At 58.0% G+C, this 21,996-nt stretch carries 19 protein-coding genes and 1 pseudogene; 12 read left to right on the top strand and 8 right to left on the bottom strand.

Features of this window, described 5'->3' with window-relative positions; genetic code table 11:
- Nucleotides 1-77: 77 nt before the first annotated feature.
- Nucleotides 78-599: pseudogene (locus GHN92_RS16795) on the bottom strand (IS5 family transposase); the annotation flags it as partial.
- Between the two features lie 198 nt (nucleotides 600-797).
- Here GHN92_RS16795 and GHN92_RS16800 point away from each other — a divergent pair.
- The gene (locus tag GHN92_RS16800; RefSeq protein ID WP_153380623.1) at nucleotides 798-1,589 is read left to right on the top strand and encodes a TSUP family transporter; all 792 of its coding nucleotides are present in this window, start codon (nucleotides 798-800) and stop codon (nucleotides 1,587-1,589) included.
- 152 nt (nucleotides 1,590-1,741) lie between these two features.
- Here GHN92_RS16800 and gshA read toward each other — a convergent pair whose 3' ends face one another.
- The 3 genes from gshA to GHN92_RS16815 all read right to left on the bottom strand — a co-directional run bounded on the left by gshA (nucleotide 1,742) and on the right by GHN92_RS16815 (nucleotide 6,228).
- Nucleotides 1,742-3,325, bottom strand: coding sequence for a glutamate--cysteine ligase (gshA, locus tag GHN92_RS16805; protein ID WP_095000803.1), 1,584 nt, complete (start codon nucleotides 3,323-3,325; stop codon nucleotides 1,742-1,744).
- 198 nt (nucleotides 3,326-3,523) lie between these two features.
- Nucleotides 3,524-3,907: a PaaI family thioesterase gene (locus GHN92_RS16810; protein WP_095000804.1), complete on the bottom strand. Its 384-nt coding sequence runs from the start codon at nucleotides 3,905-3,907 to the stop codon at nucleotides 3,524-3,526.
- Nucleotides 3,907-6,228 carry a Tex family protein gene (locus GHN92_RS16815; RefSeq protein ID WP_095026355.1) on the bottom strand — a complete coding sequence of 774 codons (2,322 nt, stop codon included), beginning with the start codon at nucleotides 6,226-6,228 and terminating at the stop codon, nucleotides 3,907-3,909. Before GHN92_RS16815 ends, GHN92_RS16810 begins: the two co-directional genes overlap by 1 nt.
- A 359-nt stretch (nucleotides 6,229-6,587) precedes the next feature.
- On the opposite strand from GHN92_RS16815, the gene ompR reads away from it, so the two are divergent.
- Together ompR and GHN92_RS16825 are read left to right on the top strand one after the other, a co-directional pair.
- Nucleotides 6,588-7,328 carry a two-component system response regulator OmpR gene (gene ompR / locus GHN92_RS16820; RefSeq protein WP_095000806.1) on the top strand — a complete coding sequence of 247 codons (741 nt, stop codon included), beginning with the start codon at nucleotides 6,588-6,590 and terminating at the stop codon, nucleotides 7,326-7,328.
- Nucleotides 7,329-7,442: 114 nt separating this feature from the next.
- Nucleotides 7,443-8,756 carry an ATP-binding protein gene (locus GHN92_RS16825; protein ID WP_016783139.1) on the top strand — a complete coding sequence of 438 codons (1,314 nt, stop codon included), beginning with the start codon at nucleotides 7,443-7,445 and terminating at the stop codon, nucleotides 8,754-8,756.
- Between the two features lie 69 nt (nucleotides 8,757-8,825).
- Here the strand turns inward: GHN92_RS16825 and rimK are convergent, their stop codons facing one another.
- Complete coding sequence (rimK, locus tag GHN92_RS16830) at nucleotides 8,826-9,731, bottom strand: 30S ribosomal protein S6--L-glutamate ligase (protein ID WP_016783140.1); 906 nt, start codon at nucleotides 9,729-9,731, stop codon at nucleotides 8,826-8,828.
- A complete protein-coding gene (locus GHN92_RS16835) occupies nucleotides 9,728-10,177 on the bottom strand; it encodes an ATP-dependent zinc protease (protein WP_169916200.1) in 450 nt (149 codons plus the stop codon). The genes rimK and GHN92_RS16835 overlap by 4 nt, the downstream gene beginning before the upstream one ends.
- Nucleotides 10,178-10,445: 268 nt before the next feature.
- Between GHN92_RS16835 and GHN92_RS16840 the strand changes: the two genes are divergently transcribed.
- The 3 genes from GHN92_RS16840 to GHN92_RS16850 all read left to right on the top strand — a co-directional run bounded on the left by GHN92_RS16840 (nucleotide 10,446) and on the right by GHN92_RS16850 (nucleotide 13,622).
- Nucleotides 10,446-10,853 carry a S4 domain-containing protein gene (locus tag GHN92_RS16840; RefSeq protein ID WP_178102637.1) on the top strand — a complete coding sequence of 136 codons (408 nt, stop codon included), beginning with the start codon at nucleotides 10,446-10,448 and terminating at the stop codon, nucleotides 10,851-10,853.
- Between the two features lie 145 nt (nucleotides 10,854-10,998).
- Complete coding sequence (hslO, locus tag GHN92_RS16845) at nucleotides 10,999-11,901, top strand: Hsp33 family molecular chaperone HslO (protein ID WP_095000809.1); 903 nt, start codon at nucleotides 10,999-11,001, stop codon at nucleotides 11,899-11,901.
- Between the two features lie 179 nt (nucleotides 11,902-12,080).
- Nucleotides 12,081-13,622: a phosphoenolpyruvate carboxykinase gene (locus GHN92_RS16850; protein WP_153380625.1), complete on the top strand. Its 1,542-nt coding sequence runs from the start codon at nucleotides 12,081-12,083 to the stop codon at nucleotides 13,620-13,622.
- A 176-nt stretch (nucleotides 13,623-13,798) separates the two neighbouring features.
- On the opposite strand, the gene GHN92_RS16855 is transcribed toward GHN92_RS16850, so the two are convergent.
- The gene (locus tag GHN92_RS16855) at nucleotides 13,799-14,149 is read right to left on the bottom strand and encodes a DUF1493 family protein (protein WP_095000811.1); all 351 of its coding nucleotides are present in this window, start codon (nucleotides 14,147-14,149) and stop codon (nucleotides 13,799-13,801) included.
- 153 nt (nucleotides 14,150-14,302) lie between these two features.
- Between GHN92_RS16855 and GHN92_RS16860 the strand changes: the two genes are divergently transcribed.
- The 3 genes from GHN92_RS16860 (at nucleotide 14,303) to GHN92_RS16870 (ending at nucleotide 16,942) form a co-directional block, all read left to right on the top strand.
- Entirely contained in the window at nucleotides 14,303-14,572 is a 270-nt protein-coding gene (locus tag GHN92_RS16860) for a type II toxin-antitoxin system Phd/YefM family antitoxin (protein WP_169916159.1), read from the top strand.
- The gene (locus GHN92_RS16865; protein ID WP_095017743.1) at nucleotides 14,541-14,879 is read left to right on the top strand and encodes a type II toxin-antitoxin system RelE/ParE family toxin; all 339 of its coding nucleotides are present in this window, start codon (nucleotides 14,541-14,543) and stop codon (nucleotides 14,877-14,879) included. The genes GHN92_RS16860 and GHN92_RS16865 overlap by 32 nt, the downstream gene beginning before the upstream one ends.
- 125 nt (nucleotides 14,880-15,004) lie before the next feature.
- The gene (locus GHN92_RS16870; protein WP_153380627.1) at nucleotides 15,005-16,942 is read left to right on the top strand and encodes an ATP-dependent DNA helicase RecQ; all 1,938 of its coding nucleotides are present in this window, start codon (nucleotides 15,005-15,007) and stop codon (nucleotides 16,940-16,942) included.
- A 119-nt stretch (nucleotides 16,943-17,061) separates the two neighbouring features.
- Here GHN92_RS16870 and GHN92_RS16875 read toward each other — a convergent pair whose 3' ends face one another.
- Nucleotides 17,062-18,426 carry a formimidoylglutamate deiminase gene (locus GHN92_RS16875; protein WP_095026353.1) on the bottom strand — a complete coding sequence of 455 codons (1,365 nt, stop codon included), beginning with the start codon at nucleotides 18,424-18,426 and terminating at the stop codon, nucleotides 17,062-17,064.
- A 145-nt stretch (nucleotides 18,427-18,571) separates the two neighbouring features.
- Between GHN92_RS16875 and hutC the strand changes: the two genes are divergently transcribed.
- The 3 genes from hutC to hutU all read left to right on the top strand — a co-directional run bounded on the left by hutC (nucleotide 18,572) and on the right by hutU (nucleotide 21,909).
- On the top strand, nucleotides 18,572-19,282 hold the full coding sequence (gene hutC / locus GHN92_RS16880) for a histidine utilization repressor (RefSeq protein ID WP_153326946.1): 711 nt from the start codon (nucleotides 18,572-18,574) through the stop codon (nucleotides 19,280-19,282).
- Nucleotides 19,279-19,857 (top strand): HutD family protein, encoded by a 579-nt coding sequence (locus tag GHN92_RS16885; protein WP_095000816.1) that lies wholly within the window; start codon nucleotides 19,279-19,281, stop codon nucleotides 19,855-19,857. The genes hutC and GHN92_RS16885 overlap by 4 nt, the downstream gene beginning before the upstream one ends.
- A 354-nt stretch (nucleotides 19,858-20,211) precedes the next feature.
- A complete protein-coding gene (gene hutU, locus GHN92_RS16890) occupies nucleotides 20,212-21,909 on the top strand; it encodes a urocanate hydratase (RefSeq protein ID WP_095000817.1) in 1,698 nt (565 codons plus the stop codon).
- Nucleotides 21,910-21,996 lie beyond the last annotated feature (87 nt).

Here is a 21,996-nt window from a genome sequence, read left to right on the forward strand (position 1 = left end):
GAACGAGTGGTGGAACAATCGGTTCCGTCGGGCGTTAACCTGCGGAACAGAAACCCATGCGACTTTCAGGTCGCACTCCCGAAGAAATACTGATTTCCTTTCTTCGTCTGGTGCATTTCGGGATCGCGCTTACCGTCCTTGTTCTTGGTCGAACTTGGCGCATGAATGATCGTCGCATCGACCACCGTACCTTGGCGCAGCATCAAACCACGGTCGCCCAGATAGCCGTTGATGACCTGCAAAATCCCGCCGGCCAACTCATGTTTTTCCAACAGACGTCGGAAGTTAAGGATCGTGGTTTCGTCAGGAATCCGATCCAGATGCAGCCCCGAAAACTGGCGCAAAATCGTCGTCTCGTAAAGTGCTTCTTCCATCGCCGGATCGCTGTAGCCGAACCAGTTCTGCATCAGATGAACCCGCAGCATGGCCATCAACGGATACGCCGGACGACCACCGTCGCCCTTCGGATAATGCGGCTCGATCAAGGCAATCAAACCCTTCCAGGGCACGACCTGATCCATCTCGATCAGGAAACGCTCGCGGCGGGTCTGCTTACGTTTGCCGGCGTACTCGGCATCGGCGAAGGACATCTGTTTCATCGGGGCTCAGCCGTTCAGTTCGTGTGAGGCGTGTATTTCACCAGAGATGGAAGTCTTTTTCAGAGTTTCCTTAGGGGCTGACTGTTGAACTGGCTGATGGAGCTGCGGCCAGCACGTACCGCGGTTTGCCAGATGCTTCCGGGTGTTGTGTTGCCTATTATCCTGCTGTCTAGTTAACGCTTTCTACGAGGGGATGCAATGTCTTTCGATATCATTGGCATGTTGGCTGTCGTGGCTTTTTGTGCAGGTTTTTTTGACGCTATTGCGGGTGGTGGTGGGTTGATAACTTTGCCCGCTTTGTTTTTGGCGGGTCTTGAGCCTATCAGCGCGATAGCTACAAATAAGTTTCAGGCGGCTTCCGCGACGGTGTCTGCAACTATTACCTTTGCCCGCAAGGGCATGATTGAGTGGAGACAAAGTCGTTGGTTGGCTGCCTGCTGTTTTGTGGGCGGAGCCAGCGGAGCGCTACTGGTAAGCTCTGTCGATAAACGGTATCTGGAAGTTTGTGTTCCTGTGATGTTGATTTTAGTTGCTGTCTATTTTGCTTTTTCGCCAAAGCTTGCAGTCGGCGACAGCCGTAAAAGGATCAGTCTTCTAGTTTTTTCTTTTACCGTTGCCCCTGTTTTGGGTTTTTATGACGGTGTTTTTGGTCCGGGTGTTGGTTCGTTTTTTATTGTTGGTTTTATTCTTTTGTGCGGCTTGGGCATGATGCGAGCCATGAGTTTCACTAAGCTCGCTAATGCCTCATGCAATTTAGGGGCTCTCGCAATATTCATGACCAAAGGAGTGGTTGTATGGCCCCTTGCAATAGCCATGGCATTAGCCGCGTTTATTGGCGCACAACTAGGTGCCCGGGCGGCAGTCAAGGTCGGCCCGAGGCTAATAAAACCTATGTTGATCGTGGTGTGCTGCGCCTTGGCTATCAAGCTTCTGAGCATGGAAACGAACCCGCTGCGTATTATCGTCTTGCATGCATTCGCTTCATTATGACGGCTGAGAGAGTGTCTACCTGTAGCTCTTGATTTGATTACAGGCTCGCAATGTTTTCAGGTGAGCGTGCTCTATCTTCCATTTTGCCTTTACTTGGAAAAGCCAAGGTGATGAGCGCTTCACGGGCGCTGGTTAACCAGCGCCCGAGTCTGTCAGTTACTGATCGCCAAAATACTCGCCTGGTACGAAGCCACAAACAGGTCGAAGTCGCCTTCTTCCGTTTGTTCGGTCTCGGCCTGCTCGAGCAGTGACTTGCGCGCTTTCTCTTCAAACGCAGCCTGATCTTCAGCACTCAACGGTTCACTGCGGAAGAACTCGGCATGGGCCAGGCTCTGGCGCATCGAGAACTGAGCGAAGCTCTCCTTGTGCTCGGCCATGCTGGCCAGCACTTTGGCAGACGGCGTCAGCGACACGTCCTTGATCTTCGCCAGCTGTTCGTCGACTGCCTTGCTGTGGTTATCGCCACCCTGGCTCTGGTCGAGCAAGGCGGCCAGCGGCGCGATTTTTTCCAGCAGCTCGGTAGCCCATTCCTTCATGTCAACGGCTGCGCCATCACGCTGCAATTGCAGGCCCGGACGGCGACCTTCCTTGACTACGCTAAGGAAGTTGGAAGAGCAGCTGCCACAGCCTGCGCTGTCGAACTGCGGGCTGTCTTGCAGCGCGCAATACAGCAGGAAGGCGTCCAGAAAACGCGCTTCAGGCAAATCGATGCCCACCGGCAGAAACGGGTTGATATCCAGCAGGCGCACTTCAACGTACTGCACGCCACGGGACACCAGGGCCTGGATCGGCCGCTCGCCGGTGTAGGTCACGCGCTTGGGGCGAATGTTGGAGTAGTACTCGTTTTCGATCTGCAGGATGTTGGTGTTCAACTGCACCCACTCGCCATCCTTGTGCGTACCGATTTCTACATACGGCGGATAAGGTGTGGCCACTGCCTTGCGCAGGCTGTCGGTGTAGCTGTCGAGGTTGTTGTAGCACGGCGTCAGGCCTGCCTGGGCGTTGCTCTGATAGCCCAGGTCGCTCATGCGCAGGCTGGTGGCATAGGGCAGGTAGAGCGTGTCGGCGTCCAGTTGCTCCAACTGGTGCGAACGACCGCGCAAAAAGCCCGCATCCAGCGCAGGCGAAGCACCGAAGAGGTACATCAGCAGCCAGCTGTAGCGACGGAAGTTACGAATCAGGGCGATATAGGCGTCGGACTGATAATCGCGCTCGGTGCCGACAAAACCCTCTGCCTGCATCAGCACTGGCCACAGGGCCTCTGGCAGGGAGAAGTTGTAGTGGATGCCGGCAATGCACTGCATGGTCTTGCCGTAGCGCAGGGCCAGGCCCTTGCGGTAAACGTACTTGAGCTGTCCGATATTGGACGTGCCGTAGTAGGCAATCGGAATATCTTCTTCGGCCGGCAACGGGCACGGCATCGAAGGGCTCCACAGGAACTCGTTACCGAGCTTGCTGTAGGCAAAGCGGTGGATCTTGTCGAGGCTGGCCAGCGTCTGCGCCGGATCAGGCAGGGCCGGGGTGATGAACTCCAGCAGCGACTCGGAATAGTCGGTGGTGATTTGATCGTTGGTCAGGGCCGAGCCCAGTTCTTCCGGGTGCGGGGTTTGCGCCAGGCGAGCATCGGCCGTGACGCGCAGGCATTCGCGCTCGATGCCGTGCAGGCACTGCTCCAGAAGAGAGAGGTTGGCGCGCTCGCTGAGCAGAGCCAGGCGGCGGTTGAGAAGTTGGCTCAAGTTGGATTCCTTCACGCGTCAGTCGCCCCAATATGGGGGTGGTCAGGACGGTCTACAAGGGTGAAGTTGAAACTGGCGTGGTCGCCTGGTTTTGTTGGCATCGCTCAGTTCCGTCCCTGATTCGGCGCCGCGGCGCTCCAAGCGCATTTCGGCACTGCATTGGCAGTGCCGAAATTAACTCAAATCAGCCGTTGGCCGCTACAGGACAGCGAACGTGCCTTGTGCTTTTGCGACCAGCTTGTCGCCCTGCAGCACATCCGCTTCGACGACCAGCGTGCGTCGCCCGGGGTGGATGACCTTGGCGATACATAGCACTTCGCCTTCAGCCACCGCGCGGATGTAGTTGATTTTGCACTCAATGGTCGCGCTCTGCTGATCGAAGCCATGGGTGCTGGAACAGGCCAGGCCCATGCTGATGTCCACCAGGCTGAACAACACACCACCGTGCAACTTGCCTGCCCGGTTGCGCAATTGCGGCTCCAGGCTCAGCGCAACATGCGCCACACCGTCTTCCAGCGATTGCACGCGGCAGCCGAGCAACTGGCTGAAGGCGCTCTGGGTCAGGCCGTCCGGGAGGGCCATCAGCGTTTCTTCAACTGTTTGGCGTTGGCGAACAACGAGGCCATGGCGTTATTGGTCGGTGCGGCGGCAACGCTCTCCTTGCGCGGTGCCGAGCTTTGCTGGCGCGGTGCCGAGCCCGGACGTGCGCCGCGAGCACCGTCGATTTTCTCGCCCGGGGTGTCGCTCATGCGCATCGACAGGCCTACGCGTTTGCGCGGGATGTCGACTTCCATGACCTTGACCTTCACCACATCACCGGCTTTCACGGCTTCGCGCGGGTCTTTGATGAATTTCTCGGACAAGGCCGAGATATGCACCAGACCGTCCTGGTGCACGCCGATATCGACGAAAGCCCCGAAGTTGGTCACGTTGGTCACCACGCCTTCCAGGATCATTCCCAGTTGCAGGTCCTTGAGGTCTTCGACACCTTCCTGAAACTCGGCGGTCTTGAACTCCGGGCGCGGGTCGCGGCCTGGTTTCTCCAGCTCCTGGAGAATATCGGTCACCGTCGGCAGGCCGAAGGTCTCGTCGGTGAATTTCTTCGGATCAAGACGCTTGAGGAACCCGGCGTCGCCGATCAGCGAGCGGATGTCCCGCTCGGTGTCCGTAGCGATGCGTTTGACCAGCGGGTAGGCTTCGGGGTGAACCGCCGAGCTGTCCAGCGGATTGTCGCCATTCATCACGCGCAAGAAACCTGCCGCCTGCTCGAAGGTTTTTTCGCCCAGACGGCTGACTTTTTTCAGCGCTGCACGGGTTTTGAATGCACCGTTTTCGTCGCGGTGAGCCACGATATTTTGCGCCAGTGTGGCATTGAGGCCCGAAATTCGCGCGAGCAGTGCTACCGAAGCCGTGTTCACGTCCACGCCCACGGCGTTCACGCAGTCTTCAACCACAGCGTCCAGGCCGCGTGCCAGCTTGAGCTGGGACACGTCGTGCTGGTACTGGCCGACACCGATGGATTTAGGGTCGATTTTCACCAGTTCGGCCAGCGGGTCTTGCAGGCGGCGGGCGATCGATACGGCGCCACGGATCGAAACGTCCAGATCCGGGAATTCCTTGGCTGCCAGTTCCGATGCCGAGTACACCGAAGCACCGGCCTCGGACACCATCACTTTGGTGACTTTCAGGGCCGGGTATTTTTTCATCAGATCGATCACCAGCTTGTCGCTTTCGCGGCTGGCAGTGCCGTTGCCAATGGCAATCAGATCGACCGAATGCTTGGCACACAGGGCGGCCATGACCGAAATGGTCTGGTCCCACTTGTTGTGCGGCACGTGCGGGTACACGGTGGCGTACTCCAGCAGCTTGCCGGTGGCATCGACCACGGCAATCTTGCAACCGGTGCGCAGGCCCGGGTCCAGGCCCAGGGTGGCGCGCGGGCCAGCCGGCGCGGCCAGCAGCAGGTCGTGCAGGTTGTGGGCGAATACATTGATGGCTTCGGTTTCAGCGGCGTCGCGCAATTCACCCAGCAGGTCGGTTTCGAGGTGGGTGTAGAGCTTGACCTTCCAGGTCCAGCGCACCACTTCGCTCAACCATTTATCAGCCGGGCGGTTTTGATTTTCCAGACCGAAGCGCTGGGCAATCATCATTTCGCCGGGGTGCATCGTGCCGGGCAATTCTTCACCGACTTTGAGCGACGAGCTCAGAATGCCTTCGTTGCGACCGCGGAAAATCGCCAGTGCGCGGTGCGATGGCATGCTTTTGAGCGGTTCATCGTGCTCGAAGTAATCGCGGAACTTGGCGCCTTCCTCTTCCTTGCCGGCAATTACGCGGGCGCTGAGGATGGCTTCCTGTTTGAGGAAGCTGCGCAGCTTGTCCAGCAGGCTGGCGTCTTCGGCGAAGCGCTCCATGAGGATGTACTTGGCGCCATCAAGGGCTGCCTTGACGTCAGCCACACCTTTTTCGGTGTCGACAAAACGGGCAGCTTCGGCATCTGGCGTGAGTGTCGGGTCGTTGAACAGGCCGTCTGCCAGCTCGCCGAGGCCGGCTTCCAGGGCGATCTGGCCCTTGGTGCGGCGCTTTTGCTTGTACGGCAGGTACAAGTCTTCAAGGCGGGTCTTGGTGTCGGCGAGTTTGATGTCGCGGGCCAGTTCGGGGGTCAACTTGCCTTGCTCTTCGATGCTGGCGAGGATGCTGACGCGCCGCTCGTCGAGTTCGCGCAGGTAGCGCAGGCGCTCTTCGAGGTGACGCAACTGGGTGTCATCCAGGCTGCCGGTCACTTCCTTACGATACCGAGAGATGAAGGGTACGGTGGAGCCCTCATCCAGAAGAGCGACGGCCGCTTCGACCTGCTGCGGGCGCACGCCGAGTTCTTCGGCGATGCGGCTGTTGATGCTGTCCATAAAACCACCTGACAAAATGTGATGCAGGCTCGCAGGCCCGGGCTTGAAGGCTTGCGAGGCTGGTTGAGCAGCCCGGAAGGGGCCGCTGCCTGGGCCAAAAGGGCAGCCTGTTGACCCGTGAAGTCAGCTGATTACGCCAGATGTTGAAAAAATAAATACTGGCACAACCATTGAAAGTTCGAGATTGCCCGACACAAAAGGCCGCGCATTATAACCAGCGTTCCCGGATTCAGGGGATTGCGCGCGGTGGTCTCATTACCTGGTCTAATGTTTAAGGAAGAAAAATCTGCTAACAATGCACACAATGCGTATCGCAGCGGCTGAGCCATAATGCGCGCCGAGATCACAGGAGCATCCTAATGAGCAGCACTGCACAAACGTCTGAAGGCGAAAAAATCCTTATCGTTGATGATGATCCTGGGCTGAGCAACTTGCTGGTACGTTTCTTTTCCAGCAAGGGTTATCGCGCCACTTCCGTGACCAATGCAGCGGACATGGATCGTCGGCTGGCCCGCGAAATGTACCACCTTGTGGTGCTGGATCTGATGCTGCCCGGCGAAGACGGCCTGTCAGCCTGTCGCCGTTTGCGTGCAGCGGGCAATCGCGTGCCGATCATCATGCTGACAGCCAAAGGTGATGAACTTAGCCGTATCAAGGGCCTGGAACTGGGTGCCGACGATTATCTGGCCAAGCCTTTCAACCCCGATGAGCTGATGGCCCGTGTGCGTGCGGTATTGCGTCGTCAGGCGCCGCCGGTGCCGGGTGCGCCGGGCAGCGAAGACGAAAGCGTGACATTCGGTGATTACGAGTTGTCCCTGGCAACCCGCGAACTCAAACGTGGCGACGAAGTTCACATGCTCACCACGGGTGAGTTTGCGGTACTTAAAGCCCTGGTCATGCATGCCCGCGAGCCGTTGACCCGCGACAAGCTGATGAACCTGGCCCGTGGTCGTGAGTGGGATGCGCTGGAGCGTTCAATCGATGTCCAGATTTCCCGTTTGCGCCGCATGATCGAGCCGGACCCGTCCAAGCCCCGCTATATCCAGACCGTCTGGGGCGTGGGTTATGTGTTCGTGCCGGATGGCAACGCAACCAAATGACAGATCATTTGTAGGAGCGAGTCGCACTGGTGCTGTCTGGTACCGTGTGGCTCGCGATTTATCTTTTTTTCGGGCCTCGGGGCTCGCTCCTGCAAAGTATAAAAGCGGCTGTCTATGAAAACCCCTGTCTGGTTCCCCCAAAGTTTCTTCTCGCGCACACTCTGGCTTGTCCTGATTGTTGTGCTGTTTTCCAAGGCCCTGACGCTGGTTTATCTGCTTATGAACGAGGACGTGCTGGTTGACCGCCAGTACAGCCACGGCGTGGCGCTGACCCTGCGTGCCTATTGGGCCGCCGATGAGGAAAACCGCAACAAGATCATCGATGCCGTTGATTTGGTTCGCGTCGTGGGCGGAGGTGTACCCGAGGGTGAACAGCACTGGCCTTACAGCGAGATTTATCAGCGTCAGATGCAGGCCGAGCTTGGCCCCGATACAGAGGTGCGCTTGCGTATGCACACATCCCCTGCGCTGTGGGTGCGTGCCCCGAGCCTGGGGGATGGCTGGTTGAAAGTGCCTTTATATCCGCATCCTCTGCGTGGGCAAAAAATCTGGAATGTACTGGGTTGGTTTTTAGCCATCGGCTTGTTGTCCACTGCTTCGGCGTGGATTTTCGTCAGCCAGCTCAATCAGCCCCTCAAGCGTCTGGTGTATGCAGCTCGCCAGTTGGGGCAGGGGCGCAGCGTGCGCTTGCCTGTCGGCGACACGCCCAGCGAAATGACGGAGGTGTACAGCGCCTTCAATCAGATGGCTGAAGACGTCGAACAGGCGGGCCGCGAGCGAGAACTGATGCTTGCAGGCGTGTCCCATGACCTGCGCACCCCGCTGACCCGCTTGCGTCTGTCTCTGGAGCTGATGGGCAACCACAACGACCTGACCGACGACATGGTGCGTGATATTGAGGACATGGACGCGATTCTCGACCAGTTCCTGGCCTTTATCCGTGACGGCCGTGACGAGCCGGTTGAAGAGGTTGATCTGTGTGAATTGATCCGTGAAGTGGTGGCACCCTATAACCAGAACGGAGAGCAGGTGCGCCTGCGTCTGCAGCCGATTCAGCCGTTTGCGCTACGTCGGGTATCGATGAAGCGTTTGCTCAACAACCTGATCGGCAATGCCTTGCACCATGCTGGCGAAGACGTGGAGGTTGCGGCTTACGTATCGGGTGATGTCAGCGCGCCGTATGTGGTGCTGAGTGTGATGGACCGGGGGGCAGGGATTGATCCTGCGGAGCTGGAAGATATCTTCAACCCGTTTATCCGCGGTGACCGTGCCCGTGGCGGTAAAGGTACGGGGCTGGGGCTGGCGATCGTCAAGCGGATTGCCTCCATGCATGGTGGCAATGTCGAGCTGCGTAACCGCAGCGGCGGAGGGCTTGAAGCCCGTGTACGTTTGCCGCTGGGGCTTATGTTGCCAAGAGGGGCGGTATAGCTTTGACCCTGTGGGAGCGGGCTTGCCCGCTCCCACAACAAGTCTGCTCACCCAAAGGTTGATGCGCTGTCAGCCTTTGCCCTTGGTCCGGGTCATATGCGGGCTGCTGTTTTTTTCCAGGTGCTGGATGATAATCCCGGCCACATCCTTGCCGGTGGTGGTTTCAATGCCTTCCAGGCCTGGCGATGAGTTGACCTCCAGCACCAGCGGGCCGTGGTTGGAGCGCAGGATATCGACACCCGCCACACTCAGCCCCATGACCTTGGCCGCACGAATGGCGGTCATGCGCTCTTCGGGGGTGATCTTGATCAGGCTGGCGCTGCCGCCCCGGTGAAGGTTGGAGCGGAACTCTCCAGGTTTGGCCTGGCGTTTCATGGCCGCGATCACCTTGTCACCGACCACGAAGCAGCGAATATCGGCACCCCCGGCCTCCTTGATGTATTCCTGCACCATGATGTTTTGCTTGAGGCCCATAAAGGCCTCAATCACCGACTCGGCGGCGGTAGCGGTTTCACACAGCACCACGCCGATGCCCTGGGTGCCTTCCAGCACCTTGATGACCAGCGGGGCGCCGTTGACCATTTCGATGAGGTCGGGAATGTCATCCGGCGAGTGGGCAAAACCGGTTACCGGCAAACCCAGGCCACGCCGGGACAACAGCTGCAACGAACGTAATTTGTCCCGCGAGCGAGCAATTGCCACCGATTCGTTGAGCGGAAACACGCCCATCATTTCAAACTGGCGCAGCACCGCGCAGCCATAGAACGTGACTGACGCGCCAATGCGCGGGATCACCGCATCAAAGCCTTCCAGCGGCTTGCCGCGATAGTGAATCTGCGGCTTATGACTGGCTATGTTCATATAGGCGCGCAGGGTATCGATCACTACCATCTCATGGCCTCGTTCGGTACCGGCTTCAACCAGACGACGAGTGGAATACAGACGCGGGTTACGCGACAGCACAGCGATCTTCATGCAACACCTGTGGCAGAGGTAGTAGTGACCGGGAATTCCGGCTTGTCTTGTACATATTTTAGTGCAGGGTTGACGACCAATTGGCCGTCGATCAACGCTTTTGAGCCCAGCAACAAGCGATAACGCATCGATTTGCGGCAGGCGAGGGTGAACTCGACCGGCCAGACCCTATCACCCAGCGCCAGGCCGGTGCGGATCACATAGCGAACCTGGGTGTGGCCATTGGAGCTTTTAATGGTTTTAATTGCCACCAAAGGCGCTTCACAGTGACGGTGACGCAGTTGTACCAGGGTGCCCAGGTGGGCATTGAAACGTACCCACTCGACACCGTCGCGCACAAAAGGCTCGATTTCGGTAGCGTGCAGGCTGGAAGTACTGGCACCGGTGTCGATTTTCGCGCGCAGGCCGGCGACTCCCAAATCGGGAAGCGCCACCCACTCGCGCAGACCGACAACGGTCAAGTGATCAAAAGTCTTCAATATAAGTAACCAGCGATTAACGTATTCAGGCCGCAGGAGAAACCCTGCAGGTAAAGCAATCGGCGATGCCGATTTGGCAATGTACAAAGAGCATTCACGCAGAATATCCAGCAAATGGCGACAGTTATCTGCGTGTCCGCTACTCGGCAGGCAGGCATTCTATCGGGACGAATGCTTCAGTTGTTCATTGCAAGTAGTAGTACAGTTCTGACTATTCAAGTGAAGAGGAATTCCAGTGGCGCAAAAGCAGGAAGAGGACGACAAGGTTCGCCTGGATAAGTGGCTCTGGGCGGCGCGTTTTTACAAGACCCGGGCACTGGCCAAGGCCGCGATTGAAAGCGGCAAGGTGCATTGCCGGGGTGAGCGCTGCAAGCCGAGCAAAGAACCTCGCCTGGGCGATGAACTGCAAATTCGTGTTGGCCTTGAAGAGCGCACTGTCGAAGTCAAAGCGCTGTCTGTGGTCCGCCGTGGCGCCCCTGAAGCCCAATTGCTGTACGCCGAAACCGAACAAAGCATCGCCAAGCGCGAAAACGCGGCTGCCATGCGCAAATCCGGGGCCATGGGCATCACGACTGATGGCAAACCGACCAAGAAGCAGCGGCGCCAACTGCATCAGTTTCATGACGCCAGTGCGGGCGAGTGAGCTGGCCAGGGCCCGCAAGCCGTACGTCGAGTCCGTGGCTGCATAGCTTGTAATCATTCAGGTATGGCGCCATATAGGGTCATCAGACCTGCACGATATTTAATGGCGCTTACACATTTTGTCACCAATTCAGAACTCTATTCTTATGTCCGACTTACACAAAACCGATGCCACACAACGCTTTATGTTCGATACCAGCGACGCCCGCGGCGAACTGGCCTCGTTGGAGCACAGCTACGCTGACGTGTTGGCCAAGCACGCTTATCCACAGCCGGTCCAGCAATTGCTGGGCGAGCTGATGGCTGCGGCTGCGTTGCTGGTGGGCAACCAGAAAATCGATGGCTTGCTGAGCCTGCAGGCCCGTTCCGAAGGCCCGGTGCCGCTGCTGATGATCGAATGCACCAGCGACCGGGAAATACGCGGCCTGGCCCGTTTTGACGCCGACCAGATTGCTGCCGATGCCACGCTGGCTGACCTGCTGCCCAACGGCGTACTGGCCATTACCATCGATCCGGTGGTCGGCAAGCGCTACCAGGGCATCGTGGACCTGAACGGCGAAACCCTGGCTGACTGCTTCACCAATTACTTCGTGATGTCCGAGCAAGTGCCGACCCGCTTCTGGCTGGTTGCTGATGGCCAGCGTGCGCGGGGCATGTTCCTGCAGCAGTTGCCTGCCGATGTGGTCAAGGATGAAGACGAGCGCGTCGACAGCTGGGACCGCCTGCTGATGCTGGGCGATACGCTCAAATCAGAAGAGCTGCTGGGGCTGGATAACGAGACCATCCTGCACCGTTTGTATCACGAAGAAACCGTGCGCCTGTTTGATAATCAGGCCATTGAATTCAAGTGCAGTTGCTCCCGTGAGCGTTCGGGCAATGCCCTGACCAGCCTGGGTCATGCCGATGCGCTCAATCTGGTGACCGAGCATGGCGGTCATATCGAAATCGATTGCCAGTTCTGCAACGAGCGTTACCTGTTTGATGCAGCAGATGTCGATCAATTGTTCGCTGGCGCAGGTGTTGAATCCCCTTCAGGCACTCATCACTAAAACGTTTCAGCTCAGGTAAAACACCTGTCAAAGCCCGTTCTTGCGCGGTTCTGACAGGTGGGGCCTACTCTTTTTGGGGTTTTCTGGCATAATCCGGCCCACTTTTTTCGCGGTAGTAGTGCAAACTTTTCTACTACAAAACGTTTGGCGCACTCGGCCAATGGCCGACGGGGAACCTCATGACGCAAGCTAATAACGCCGTGTACACCGATCTGAGCATCGACGATCTGGTCAAAGAAGCCCTGAACCGTGGTGAAGGCGTGCTTGCCGACAATGGCGCACTGGTTGTCGAAACTGGCCACCGTACAGGCCGTTCGCCGGCTGACCGCTTCATTGTTGAAGAACCGTCCACTCAGGCTGCCATTGCCTGGGGCCCGATCAACCGCAAGTTCCCGGCCGACAAGTTCGATGCCCTGTGGGACCGCGTCGAGGCGTTCAACAACGCGCAAGAGCATTTCGTTTCCCACGTGCATGTAGGTGCTTCCGAAGACCACTACCTGGCCGTGAAAATGACCACCCAGACTGCCTGGCAGAACCTGTTCGGTCGTTGCCTGTTCATCAACCCGGCCAAGTACAACCCTGCCGGTCGTGATGAGTGGCAAGTGCTTAACGTGGCCAACTTCGAGTGCGTGCCTGAGCGTGATGGCACCAACTCTGACGGTTGCGTGATCATCAACTTCGCCCAGAAAAAAGTGCTGATCGCTGGCATGCGTTACGCCGGTGAAATGAAAAAAGCCATGTTCTCGGTACAGAACTTCCTGCTGCCTGCTGCTGACGTACTGCCGATGCACTGCGCTGCCAACATTGGCGAAGAAGGCGACGTGACCCTGTTCTTCGGTCTGTCCGGCACCGGTAAAACCACCCTGTCCGCCGATGAAAGCCGTTACCTGATCGGTGACGACGAACACGGTTGGGGCGAAGGCGTGGTGTTCAACATCGAAGGCGGTTGCTATGCCAAGTGCATCGACCTGTCGGAGAAGAACGAGCCGGTTATCTGGAAAGCCATCAAGCACGGCGCCGTGCTGGAAAACGTTGTGCTCGACGCTGCCGGTCACCCTGACTATGCCGATGTCAGCCTGACCCAGAACAGCCGCGCCGCTTACCCGCTGGAGCACGTTGCCAAGTGTTCCGAGAAGAACCTGGGCGGCGAACCAAACGCTGTGATCTTCCTGACCTGCGACCTGACTGGCGTACTGCCACCTGTGTCGATCCTCAGCGAAGAGCAAGCGGCCTACCACTTCCTGTCTGGCTACACCGCACTGGTGGGCTCGACTGAAATGGGTTCGGGCAGCGGCATCAAGTCGACTTTTTCCACCTGCTTTGGCGCACCGTTCTTCCCGCGTCCGGCCGGTGAATACGCAGAGCTGCTGATCAAGCGCATCCGTGGCTTCGGCTCCAAGGTGTACCTGGTTAACACCGGCTGGACCGGTGGTGGCTACGGCGTTGGCAAGCGCTTCAACATCCCGACCACCCGTGCGGTGATTGCTGCGATCCAGAGCGGTGCTCTGATCGGCGCTGAAACCGAGCACCTGGACATCATCAACCTGGACGTGCCTAAAGCCGTACCGGGCGTTGAGACTGTTCTGCTCAACCCACGCAACACCTGGGCTGACAAAGCTGCCTACGACGAAGCTGCCAAAGCATTGGCTGGCCTGTTCGTAGAGAACTTCAAGAAGTTCGACGTCAGCGACGCGATCAAGGCAGCCGGCCCGAAGGCGTAAGTATTCGGTCAGTGTGTTGATCCACGAAAAAGCCGCCTGAAAAGGCGGCTTTTTTGTGCCTGAAGTTTTCTGTGGGTATACATCCTGTGGGAGCGGGCTTGCTCGCGATGGCATCGCGGCGGTGAATCAGACAAAACCGCAGCGTCTGCATCGCGAGCAAGCCTGCTCCCACATGCCTAGGCCTCCAGGCCTTGGGTATCCCACTGTCCGCTGCAGATCGCCGCGTAGAGCATACCGATGGTCAGCGGTACTTTGCTTTCCCGACCCTTGGCCTTGCGCTTGAGGTGCGGGTCATTGCCGGCGGGCTGGAAATAGCGATAGGCATCGTAGTCCGCCAGTTCCAGGCCAAAACGTTCTTCCAGGGCTTCTATCAAATGCTGGGCATCCGCGCCATTGCAGCCCAAATCAGCATTGATCGCGGTCTTGAGGCTGATGGTCTTGTGTTCCGGCAAGCCGATTTCTTCATGTAGCAACTGCATCAGCTCACGCAGGGTTGGGGTATCCGGGAGGTCTGGGGCGAGGTTCATTATTCATTGTCCCGATTTTCAGTGTGAGCGTTTGTTGGAGTGTCTTTTATGGCGCTGTTAAAAGTGCTATTTTTAGTGCTTGATTGTGTTGGCTCAGCAGCTTACAGATTTAGCAGATGAGTCTTTCCGTATACATAGGCATGAGGCCATATCATGACATTCGCCATGCTCGCTAAAGTCGCTGCGTCAGTAACAGATCTGAAAAAAGACCCCATGGGTACTTATCGTGAAAGCGGTGGTGACCCAATGGTCATTCTCAATCGTAACGAACCTGCGTTTTATATTCTTTCCCCTGAGCGCTACGAGCTGTTGCTGGAGATGATCGACGACGCTGAATTGGCCAGGTTGGTCAAAGAGCGGCGTGGCAATCCTACAATCAAGGTCGAAATTGATGAGCTCATCGCAACTGCCGAGAAAAACTGAGTCGCAGGCAGATGCAATCAAGACTTATACCCTTGAGTTCGAAATTGAAGCAAAAAAGGAGCTGGAAAAGCTGGATAAGGTGCTCCAGATCCAGCTACTAAAGAAGCTCAAGTGCCGTTTGTTGTCCCCAAAGGTTCCGGCCGCCGGGCTTAGGAATATGCCGAACTGTTACAAAATCAAGCTGCGTGCCAGCGGGGTGAGGCTGGTGTATGAAGTGATTGATAACCGTCTGATAGTTCTGGTGCTTGGTGTCGGTCGTCGTGATGACCATGCTGTCTATATCGCCGCGAAGAAGCGTTTGCACTAGTGATATCGGGTAATTTCAAAACACACCTGTATCATCCTCTCTCAATTTGCCCCCGACCTTTTCTCGATCGTCTGCAAACTTGGCGTTAAAGTTTTGCGCGTGTGGCGGTCAATGGAGTGACAGTGATGTACAACACCCTGGAACAGGTTTTCGGTTATCCACAATTTCGTGCCGGGCAAGAGGCGGTGGTCAGTGCTGTTTTGGCCGGGCGTTCGGCGGCAGCGATTTTCCCCACGGGCTCGGGCAAGTCGTTGTGTTATCAACTGCCGGCGCTGCTGTTGCCCCACCTGACGCTGGTGGTTTCGCCGCTGTTGGCTCTTATGCAGGACCAGCTGGCTTTTTTGCAGCGCCACGGCATTGCCGCCGCCAGTATTGATTCCGCGCAAAGTCGTGAGGACGCCAGCGCCGTGATGGCCCGGGCCAAGGCGGGCGAATTGAAGATCCTGATGATTTCGGTCGAGCGCCTGAAAAACGAGCGCTTCCGTAACTTTTTGCAGCAAGTACCGATTTCACTGCTGGTGGTGGATGAAGCCCACTGTATTTCTGAATGGGGGCATAACTTTCGCCCTGATTATCTGAAACTTCCAGACTACCAGCGCCAGTTCAATATCCCCCAAGCCTTGCTGCTTACAGCGACCGCCACGCCCAATGTGATCGCGGACATGCAGGCCAAGTTCGCGATTGCCGAGACGGATGTGATCACCACCGGCTTCTATCGCGCCAACCTCAACCTGTGGGTTGAGCCGGTCAGCGGCGCGGCAAAGCGCCAGCGCCTGGTGCAGTGGATGAACGGGCGCATCGGCCAGCCGAGCATCGTCTATGTCACATTGCAACGGACCGCCGAGCAGATTGCCGAGCACCTCAGCCAGCACGGTATCAGTGCCAATGCTTATCACGCCGGTTTGCCCCATGAGCAGCGCGAGGGTATTCAGCGCCAGTTCATGGGCGGGCAGCTGAACTGCATCGTCGCCACCATCGCCTTCGGGATGGGTATCGATAAAAGCGATATCCGTAATGTGGTGCATTTCGACCTGCCCAAATCGATTGAAAACTATAGCCAGGAAATCGGTCGCGCCGGGCGTGATGGCCAGCCCTCCGACTGTCTGGTGCTGGCCAACCGCGACAGCCTTAACGTGCTGGAAAACTTTGTGTATGGCGACACGCCCGAGCTTGCGGGTATTCGCTGTGTACTTGAGGAGTTGCGTGGGGCAATACCTGAAGGGCAGTGGGAATTTATGCTGCTGCCGTTGTCCGATCAGAGCAATATTCGTCAGCTACCGCTTAAAACCTTGCTGGTGCAGCTGGAGTTGCGCGGCTTGATAGCACCGCGCTATGCCTACTTTGCCGAGTACCGTTTCAAATTCCTGATCGAGCCCGAGGTATTACTGGCCAAATTCGAAGGTGAACGTCAGCAATTTGTCTCGGCCATCATTCAGACCTCCACCCGCGCCAGAACCTGGGCCACGGTAAATTTCGACACCCTGTACGGGCAGCATCAGGCCGATCGCAATCGGGTGGTCAAGGCGCTGGATTATTTTCAGGAGAAGGGTTGGATCGAGCTTGAAAGCAAGCAGATGACCGAGGTCTACAGCCTGCTGGTGAGCGATTTTGATGCCGAGGCATTAAGCCAGGAGCTGCATGCTTACTTCTGTGCCCACGAGAGCGGCGAGATCAAGCGGATTCACGCAATGCTGGCGCTGTTTGCCAGTGATACCTGTCTGAGCTACCGACTGGCCCGGTATTTTGGCGATGACCAGGCACCACGGCAGTGCGGGCATTGCTCGGTATGCGCAGGGCAGGTGGCGCGTTTACCGGAGCCGCCCGCGCTGGCGCCGCTTGAGGATAAAAACGTTGAAGCACTGTGTGGCGCTTTTATCCACAGGCATCAGGAATACGCAGGAAGTTATCCCCCGGCAGAACGCCTGACCCGGTTTTTATGCGGGATCAGTGTGCCGATGTTCACCAAGATGAAAGCGCGGGCCATTCCGGGGTTTGCAGCGTTGGAAAATTATCCCTATGCCGAGGTTCGCGATTGGGCTGCGAAGCATCTGAACGGTCTGTAATCCAACTACCTGTGGGTGTTGTGGGAGCGGGCTTGCTCGCGATTGGATCGCCGTGGTTTGACAGATAGACCGCGTCGTAGCCATCGCGAGCAAGCCCGCTCCCACAAGGTGTTATGCACCTACCCCAACAACTCGCGTAGCACACGGGTGAAGTCGCGGCAGCTGGCCTCTTCATCGGCATGATGCCCGTCGCGAACTACCCATTGGCCGTTAACCATCACGTTGCGTATCTGGCGGTCGCCGCCGGCAAACAACCAGCGGTTTAGAATGGCGTCGTCCTGTGCGGTGGCCAGGTACGGGTCGTTGCCGTCAAGCACCAGCCAGTCGGCGCGTTGACCAACGGCCAAGCCAGCGACTGGTTGCCCCATCGCTTGTGCACCACCCGCCAGGGCGGCGTCGTACAGCGTACGCCCGACCATCGGCTGATCACTGCGATACATCCGGTTGCGGCGTTGGTCGCGCAAACGTTGGCCGTACTCCAGCCAGCGCAGTTCCTCGACCACGCTCAGTGACACATGGCTGTCCGAACCGATGCCCATGCGCCCGCCTTGAGCGAGGTAATCCACCGCCGGGAAAATACCGTCACCCAGGTTGGCTTCAGTGGTCAGGCACAATCCGGCGACGGCCTTGCTCTGCGCCATCAGTTGAACTTCGTCTGCGTTGGCGTGGGTGGCATGCACCAGGCACCAGCGCGAATCGACTTCGACATTGTCATATAGCCACTGGATCGGACGCTTGCCGCTCCAGCTCAGGCAGTCGTCGACTTCCTTTTGTTGCTCGGCAATATGGATATGCACCGGGCAGGTTGTGTCGCTGGCGCCCAGCACTGCGTTTATTTGCCCGGGAGTAACGGCGCGTAACGAGTGAAAACACAGCCCCAGGGTCTGCGCTGGCTGTTGCGCCAGTAGCGGCTTGAGCTGTTGCTGCAATTTGAGGTATTGCTCGGTGCTGTTGATAAAGCGCCGCTGACCGTCGTTGGGTGTCTGACCGCCAAAACCCGAGTGGCTATAAAGTACCGGCAGCAACGTCAGGCCAATGCCGGTGGAGCGTGCAGCTTCGCTAATTCGCAGTGCCAGCTCAGCCGGGTTGGTATAGGGCTGCCCTGACAGATCGTGATGGACATAATGGAATTCCGCCACCGAGGTGTAACCGGCCTTGAGCATCTCGATGTACAACTGACGGGCAATGACGCCGAGTTGTTCAGGGCTGATTTTTCCGACGAGTCGATACATCAAGTCGCGCCACGTCCAGAAGCTGTCATTGGGGTTGCCCGCCACTTCGGCCAAACCGGCCATGGCCCGCTGGAACGCGTGAGAGTGCAGATTCGGCATGCCCGGCAACAGCGGGCCGCTCAAACGTTCTGCCCCGTGCGCGTCGGCATTGGCTGTAATTTGTGTCAGGCGACCATCGGCACCCACCTCGATTCGGACATTGGCAGACCAGCCAGTCGGTAGCAGGGCGCGCTCGGCAAAGAAGACAGACATCGGTTCGGTACCCCAAAGCTTGTTATTTGTATATACATATACAGACGTTTGCCTGCCCGGTAAACTCCGGCAAGCTACGCCCTTTACTCATGAACAAGGATTGCCTGTGTCGACTCCGCCTGTCGTGTCCCCGCTGGCCGCCCACATGGGCGACAGCCCGGCCCCGCTTTACGCCCGCGTAAAGCAAATGATCACTCAACAGATCCAGAGTGGAAACTGGCCGCCGCATTACCGTGTGCCATCTGAAAGCGAACTGGTGACCCAGTTGGGTTTCAGCCGCATGACCATCAACCGTGCGCTGCGTGAAATGACCGCCGACGGCTTGCTGGTGCGCATGCAGGGTGTCGGTACCTTTGTGGCCGAGCCCAAGACACAGTCCGCGCTGTTTGAAGTCAACAACATCGCTGATGAAATTGCTGCCCGCGGGCACACTCACACCTGCAAGGTCATCAGCCTGGGTGAAGAAATGGCCGGCTCGGAACGCGCCGCCGTGCTCGATATGCGTGAAGGGCAAAAGGTCTTTCATTCCCTGATCGTGCATTACGAAAACGGGATTGCCGTGCAAATCGAGGACCGTTTCGTGAATGCACAGGTGGCGCCGGACTACCTCAAGCAGGATTTCACCCTGCAAACACCGTATGCCTATTTGTCTCAGGTCGCTCCGCTGACCGAAGGCGAGCATGTGGTCGAAGCGATTCTGGCTGACCCCAAAGAGTGCAAGTTGCTGCAAATCGAGCCAGGCGAGCCGTGCCTGCTGATTCGCCGCCGCACCTGGTCTGGCCGTCAGCCTGTGACCGCCGCCCGGCTGATCCACCCCGGTTCCCGTCATCGTCTTGAAGGACGCTTCAATAAATGAGCCAGCCCGTTGTTTTACGTGCCGTCGATTATCCACGCATGCCGTGGAAAAACGGCGGCGGCAGCACTGAAGAAATCACCCGTGACGCAGGTGAAGGCCTCGTCGGTTTTGGCTGGCGCCTGTCGATTGCCGATATTGGCGAATCAGGCGGCTTTTCGCGTTTTGAGGGTTATCAGCGGATTATCAGCGTGCTGCAAGGCGCGGGCATGAACTTGCAAGTTGACGGGGCGAGCACGCGGGCACTGTTACCCTTTGATGCATTTGCGTTCAAGGGTGAAAGCACCGTCTCCTGCACCCTGATTGATGGGCCGATCCGTGACTTCAACCTGATCTACGCCCCGCAGCGCTACGCAGCACGTCTGCAATGGCTGGATGCAACCGTCCCGCAACGCCTGTTCAGTTCGGCGCAGACCGTATTGGTGTTCAGTGCGGGCGAGCAGGTGCATGTTGGCCTGGGTAACACCTGCCATGAACACCTGGGCCGCTACGACTGCCTGCAACTAAGCGGCAATCGCGAGTTGCTGGAAATCACGCTAACCGGGCTGTGTTGCGTGATTGAGTTGAGCGCGGTCTGACACCGTCCTGATCAGGTGGGAGCGGGCTTGCTCGCGATGCAGGTGACTCGGTTTATTGGCGGGTCGCAGTGATGCGATCGCGAGCAAGCCCGCTCCCACAGAACACATGCGTTACCAAACGCCCCAAATCAGCGCACACATCTACTTCAGTAACACCCCTCGCTAATTTCTCCCTCTCCACCAAAAAACTTCTCTTGCGGTTGCGCACCTTTATTTCCGTGGCTTGCAGCTTTTTCATCAGGAAAATTTTCAGATTGGCCGCTAACTTGCATATGCTTGTATGTACAAGTACATAAGTGTGCGTCGATCCTCTTCTCACACCCGACGCATCTGCCCAACGCTGAGGAGTTACCCGTGACTTCAACTACCCCAAAATCGCCTGCCGAGTTCACCCGTCACCGTGATGGTGAGATCCGCGCCGCCCGCGGCACCCAGCTCACTGCCAAAAGCTGGATGACCGAAGCACCCCTGCGGATGCTGATGAACAACCTCGACCCGCAAGTGGCCGAGAATCCGACTGAACTGGTGGTGTATGGCGGTATTGGCCGGGCAGCGCGCAACTGGGAGTGCTACGACAAAATCGTCGAAAGCCTGACCAACCTCAACGATGACGAAACCCTGCTGGTGCAATCGGGCAAGCCGGTCGGCGTGTTCAAAACCCACAGCAACGCGCCACGGGTACTGATCGCCAACTCCAACCTGGTACCGCACTGGGCCACCTGGGAGCACTTCAACGAACTCGACGCCAAGGGCCTGGCCATGTACGGCCAGATGACCGCCGGCAGCTGGATCTACATCGGCAGCCAGGGCATCGTCCAGGGCACCTATGAAACCTTCGTCGAGGCCGGTCGCCAGCACTACAACGGCAGCCTGGTCGGCAAGTGGGTACTGACCGCAGGCCTGGGCGGCATGGGCGGCGCCCAACCGCTGGCTGCAACTCTGGCCGGTGCCTGCTCGCTGAACATCGAATGCCAGCAAAGCCGTATCGATTTCCGTCTGGCCACCCGTTATGTCGACGAGCAAGCCGCGGACCTGGATGACGCACTGGCGCGTATTGCCAAATACACCGCTGAAGGCAAAGCGATTTCCATTGCCCTGTGCGGCAACGCTGCTGAACTGCTGCCAGAAATGGTTCGCCGTGGTGTGCGCCCGGACATGGTCACCGACCAGACCAGCGCCCACGACCCGCTGAATGGCTACCTGCCAAAAGGCTGGACCTGGGAGCAGTACCGCGACCGCGCCGTGACCGATCCGGCTGCTGTGGTCAAAGCTGCCAAAGCGTCAATGGGTGAGCACGTTGAAGCGATGCTGGCATTCCAGAAAGCTGGCGTGCCGACCTTCGACTACGGCAACAACATCCGTCAGATGGCTAAAGAAGTTGGCGTAGAAAACGCCTTCGACTTCCCGGGTTTTGTCCCTGCTTATATCCGCCCACTGTTCTGCCGTGGTGTAGGGCCGTTCCGCTGGGTCGCGCTGTCGGGGGATGCCGAAGATATCTACAAGACCGATGCCAAGGTCAAGGAGCTGATCGCCGACGACGCTCACCTGCACAACTGGCTGGACATGGCGCGCGAGCGCATCAGCTTCCAGGGGCTGCCGGCACGTATCTGCTGGGTCGGCCTGGGCCAGCGTGCCAAGCTGGGCCTGGCGTTCAACGAAATGGTGCGCAGCGGCGAGCTGAAGGCCCCGATCGTGATTGGCCGCGACCACCTGGACTCCGGCTCGGTATCCAGCCCGAACCGCGAAACCGAAGCCATGCAGGACGGTTCGGATGCCGTGTCCGACTGGCCACTGCTCAATGCCTTGCTCAACACTGCCAGCGGCGCGACCTGGGTGTCGCTGCACCACGGCGGCGGCGTCGGCATGGGCTTCTCCCAGCATTCGGGCATGGTGATCGTGTGTGACGGTACCGACGAAGCGGCTGAGCGCATCGCCCGTGTACTGCACAACGACCCGGCCACCGGTGTAATGCGTCACGCCGATGCCGGTTACGACATCGCCATCGATTGCGCCAACGAGCAGGGCCTGAACCTGCCGATGATCAACGGCTGACCCACGGGCACGAATCTTGTGGGAGCGGGCTTGCTCGCGATGCAGTCGCCTCGGTGCTTCAGGCCGTACGAGGTGATGCCATCGCGG

It is taken from the genome of Pseudomonas sp. FSL R10-2964 (assembly GCF_009600035.1).
GTDB lineage: Bacteria > Pseudomonadota > Gammaproteobacteria > Pseudomonadales > Pseudomonadaceae > Aquipseudomonas > Aquipseudomonas bubulae.